The sequence below is a fragment of the Streptomyces sp. URMC 123 genome, from assembly GCF_051386515.1.
In the GTDB taxonomy this organism is placed as follows: Bacteria; Actinomycetota; Actinomycetes; order Streptomycetales; family Streptomycetaceae; genus Streptomyces.
Genome location: NZ_JBPQTV010000526.1, coordinates 1 through 2,705, shown reverse-complemented (window position 1 = coordinate 2,705; position 2,705 = coordinate 1). Strand labels below are relative to the sequence as shown.

At 76.5% G+C, this 2,705-nt stretch carries 4 protein-coding genes; 2 read left to right on the top strand and 2 right to left on the bottom strand.

The window, feature by feature from the left end; translation table 11 throughout:
- Both ACSNOD_RS30315 and ACSNOD_RS30310 read right to left on the bottom strand, forming a co-directional pair.
- A partial coding sequence (locus tag ACSNOD_RS30315; RefSeq protein WP_436770288.1) for an FAD-binding oxidoreductase occupies positions 1-678 on the bottom strand: 678 nt, incomplete at its 3' end.
- Positions 679-1,033: 355 nt separating this feature from the next.
- Positions 1,034-1,255, bottom strand: a complete 222-nt coding sequence (locus ACSNOD_RS30310) for a hypothetical protein (RefSeq protein WP_436770287.1) — start codon at positions 1,253-1,255, stop codon at positions 1,034-1,036.
- A gap of 99 nt (positions 1,256-1,354) precedes the next feature.
- Here ACSNOD_RS30310 and ACSNOD_RS30305 point away from each other — a divergent pair, with 99 nt between their 5' ends.
- The gene (locus tag ACSNOD_RS30305; RefSeq protein WP_436770286.1) at positions 1,355-2,221 is read left to right on the top strand and encodes a hypothetical protein; all 867 of its coding nucleotides are present in this window, start codon (positions 1,355-1,357) and stop codon (positions 2,219-2,221) included.
- Between the two features lie 157 nt (positions 2,222-2,378).
- Entirely contained in the window at positions 2,379-2,573 is a 195-nt protein-coding gene (locus ACSNOD_RS30300; protein WP_436770285.1) for a hypothetical protein, read from the top strand.
- The last annotated feature ends 132 nt before the right edge of the window (positions 2,574-2,705 follow it).

Sequence of the window (2,705 nt, the reverse complement as noted above, 5' to 3'; positions counted from 1 at the left end):
CACCACGCCGAAGTTGCCGTTGCCGGCGCCCCGCAGCGCCCAGAACAGGTCCGGGCGCCGGTCGGCGGAGCAGTCGAGTGTGCGGCCGTCGGCCGTGACCAGCGTGGCCGACAGCAGCGCGTCGCAGGTCAGCCCGTGGGCCCGGGAGACGACGCCGTGACCGCCGCCGAGGGCCAGGCCCGCGACGGACACGGTCGGGCAGGTGCCGCCGGGCAGCGAGCGGCCGTCGGCGGCGAGCCGGGTGTAGACGTCGACGAGCCGGGCGCCCGCGCCGATCCGGGCCGTGGCGGGCGCCCCGGCGGCGGACGGCGACTCGAGGGCCACGGAGTCGAGCCGGGAGACGTCCACCACCAGGCGGCCGTCGCCGCTGGACCACCCGGCGTAGGAGTGGCCGCCGGAGCGGATGGCGACGGGCACGGCGTGGCGGCGGGCGAAGGCCAGGCACTCGGCGATGTCGGCGGGGCCGGCCGGATAGGCGACGGCGGCCGGGCGCAGGTGGTCGAAACGGGTGTTGTACAGGCGGCGGGCCGCCGCGTAGTCGGCGTCATCCGGCCGGACGAGGCCGCCGTCCAGGCTCGCGGCGAGGGCGGGCCAGTCGGGGCCCGAGGGCGGCCGGCGGGCCGGGGCACCGGCGAGGGCGGCGCCGGCGAGCAGCAGGGTGCGGCGGTCGATGACCATGGGGGCCTCCGGGACCTCCGGGACGGGTGCTCCCCGTACTCCTTCCCCGGGCGTCCGACCGTCCGCCCCGCGAGCCCCACCGGGCACCCGTGTGCGCCAGTACGGCGCCCCAGACACCAGTACGGCTCCCGGCATCAGTACGGCGCACCCCCGGCATCAGTACGGCGCTCGCCGACGCCCGCACAGGGGCCGCGAGCGACAGATACGGAGCGACGGAGCCCGGCCACGCCCGTACGGGCCGCCGAGCGAGAGCCACGGAGCCGGGGCGCGCCCGTACCCGCTCGCGCGCCACCCTCCGTACGGCTCCGGCGGGAACCTCCGTACGGGGCGTCGGCGCGCGTCCGTACGGCGCGCGTCAGTACGGGGCGTGCGCGGCCGCGTCGGCGCGGGCCTTGGCGCGTGCGCGGCGGGCCGGGCCCAGCCATCCACAGGAGCAGCGCGCCGCGCAGAAGGCGCCGTTCTCGACCGTGACGGTGCGATGGTCCCCGGCGGCCGGCCCGACGCGCTCCGCCACGGGCGGCGGCGCGGTGGGCGGCGGGGTGCCGGGCGGCAGGGAATCGTGGGCGTGTCGCTGCACCACACCACCGTACCGGGCCGTGACGGCGGCCCCCGCACCGTCGTTAGGGGATACGACTGGGGGTCCCGCGGACAGTACGCTCGAGGGGGTACGCAGGCGATGGTGGCACGGCGCGAGAAACGGCGAGGCGGTGCCGCCGCCCCGGCCACCGTGGGGAGCCTGACCGCCTGTCTGGTGGCGCTCTCGATGATGGCGTCGACCGGCTGTACGGAGCGCGGCGCGGCCGCCGACGTCCGGCCCGGGAACGACGGGCGCAATGTCCACCACGCCCTGGTCGCCCTGCACCGCGCCCCCGATGTGCTGGCGCGCTCCGGCAGCTCCCGGGCCCGTACGTCCATGGAGATGGCCACGGGCGGGACGCGGGTCACCGTTCAGGGCGAGGGCGGGTTCGACTACGCCCGGCGGATGGGCCGGCTGCTGGTCGTGCTGCCGCGGGACGCGGCCGGGACGGCCGAGCACCGCCCGGTGACCGAGTTGCTGACCCCCGGTGCCCTCTACATGAAGAACCGGGGCGCCGGGGTGCCGCCCGACAAGTGGGTGCGGGTGGTCACGTCCGAGCTGCCCGACGGCAATCTGGTGACCGGGGGCGCCACCGATCCGCTGGCCGCGGCCGAGCTGCTGCGGGGGGCCCGCCAGGTGACATACATCGGGGAGGAGATGTCCGAGGGCGTGCCGGTCCGGCACTACCGCGGGACGACGGACATCGCGCGCGCCGCGCAGGTCGCCTCCCCGCACGCCCGTGCCGCGCTGGCCGCCGCGGCGAAAGGGTTCTCCCAGGTCACGGTCCCCTTCGACGCCTATCTCGACGAGCAGGGACGGCTGCGGAAGGTCCGCCACCAGTTCACCTTCTCCAATACCGAGGTCGCCTCGACCGTGGTCCTCTACGACTTCGGATCGGGGGCGGAGGTCGAGCTTCCGCCGCCCGCCGACATCTACGCCGGCAAGATCGCCGGTTCGGTGGCTTGACGCATCCGTTCGGTTCGGGGCCGCGCGGAGAGGAATCTGGCCCGTATATATGGCCCGTCCGTGCCATGCGCGCACCGGGCCCCGGTCCCTACGCTGGGCTGTGCCCGCCGCTCCCGGGGAGAGCGCGGGGGGACGCTCGAAGAAGGAGGTGACGCACGTGCCTGTGTCCTGTGCTTCCACGGTCCAGGACCACGTGGCCCTCGCCGAGATCGAGCTGTGCGGTGAGTTGATGATCGCGGCTTCGGCCGCGGCCGAGGAACGGCTCAGCTCCGACCGGATCGACGAGGTGCTCAGGGTCGCGGTCGACCGCGGACCGGCCGGCGGCGGGGCCGGACCCATGGCAGTCGGCTGACCACGGCCGGGCTCGCGGCAGCGGAAACGATCCCGGGCCCGGGCCCGTGTCGGCCGCCCGCGACCGGCGAGGCCCCCACCGCGCACCGCCCCTCCTCGCACGGGCCCTCCTCGCCGCCGGGCCCGCACGGCT

Coding starts and splice junctions, on each gene's coding strand:
- ACSNOD_RS30305 (WP_436770286.1), top strand. CDS start 1,355: ATGGTGGCACGGCGCGAGAAACGGCGAGGCGGTGCCGCCGCCCCGGCC.